Genomic DNA, 1364 nt, shown 5'->3' with positions numbered 1-1364 from the left:
ATCTTATATTGAATATAATATTATAAATTCTAAAAAGAGTTACTATAATTTTTTTCAGTTATCTGGGCTATTTTAATTATAATCTGTACTACTTTTTCCATGGAAAAAGCCGGTATATATTCAAATTTGCCGTGGAAATTATGTCCTCCTGTACATATATTAGGGGTTGGAAGTCCCATGAAAGAAAGTCTTGCTCCATCGGTACCCCCTCTAATTGGTACAACTTTAGGTTCTACATCAACTTCCTTCATGGCCTTAAAAGCTATGTCAACTATATATTTCACAGGCTCAATTTTTTCTTTCATATTCTTATACTGTTCTTCTATTTTAACATCTATAACCTCTCTGCCATATTCTTCGTTTATTTTTTTTACACATCTTTCTATAAAACTTTTTCTGCCATTAAATTTATTCTGATCAAAATCTCTTATAATATAATTAAGTTTAGTTTCATCTACATTTCCTTTCATTGAAACTAGATGATAAAATCCATCATATCCTTCCGTAGATGCCGGAATTTCATCTTTAGGAAGCATATTTATAAATTCACTAGCTATGAGCATTGAATTTATCATTTTCCCTTTTGCTTCACCAGGGTGTACATTTCTTCCAGAAACTGTTATCTTTGCAGAAGCTGCATTAAAATTCTCAAATTCCAGTTCTCCAAGGGCTCCACCGTCCACTGTATATGCAAATTTAGCATTGAATTTTTTTACATCAAAATGATCTGGTCCTCTCCCTATCTCTTCATCTGGTGTAAATCCTACTCTTATATCTCCATGTTTTATTTCTGGATGTTCCGCTAAATACTCCATTGCAGCCATTATCTCTGCAATACCAGCTTTGTCATCTGCACCTAATAAAGTTGTTCCATCCGTAGTTATAATTTTCTTACCCTTATAATTCTTTATCTCCGGAAAATCTTCGGTACTTAAAATTATATTCTCCTTTTTATTTAAAATTATATTCTCGCCATTATAATTTTCTAATATATGGGGATTTACATTTCTTCCTGAAGTTTCAGGACTGGTATCCATATGGGATATAAAACCGATTGTTGGAACTTTTTTATTTGTGTTGCCAGGTAACGTAGCCATAACATAACCTTTTTCATCCAGGGATATATTCTTCATATTGAGCCTTGACAATTCTTCTGAAAGCTGCTCTGCCAACTTCAACTGCTTTAAAGTACTCGGCACAGTGCTGGATTCCTCATCAGAGCTAGTATCAAACTTTACATATCTCAATAATTTATCTACAGCATTTTCCATACAAATTCCTCCAATAAAATAAAATATCTGAACATAAAAAGTACTTTATAATTATATTATCTGTCTCTTATACAAATATAAGAGACCAACAGA

Annotated in this window: 1 protein-coding gene; it reads right to left on the bottom strand. The window is 32.0% G+C overall.

Annotated features, from left to right (window positions below):
• Positions 1–29: 29 nt before the first annotated feature.
• Positions 30–1271, bottom strand: coding sequence for a peptidase T (pepT, locus tag J5G60_RS18335; RefSeq protein WP_150357177.1), 1242 nt, complete (start codon positions 1269–1271; stop codon positions 30–32).
• Positions 1272–1364 lie beyond the last annotated feature (93 nt).

The sequence above is a fragment of the Clostridium sp. HV4-5-A1G genome (assembly GCF_900184915.1).
Taxonomy (GTDB): Bacteria; Bacillota; Clostridia; order Clostridiales; family Clostridiaceae; genus Clostridium_B; species Clostridium_B aromativorans.
The sequence above is the reverse complement of the archived record's forward strand: the minus strand, read 5'-3'. Positions and strand labels throughout refer to the sequence as shown.

What these genes read in the sequence shown, in the direction of transcription:
- pepT (WP_150357177.1), bottom strand. Translation starts at nt 1,271, where the DNA reads ATGGAAAATGCTGTAGATAAATTATTGAGATATGTAAAGTTTGATACT.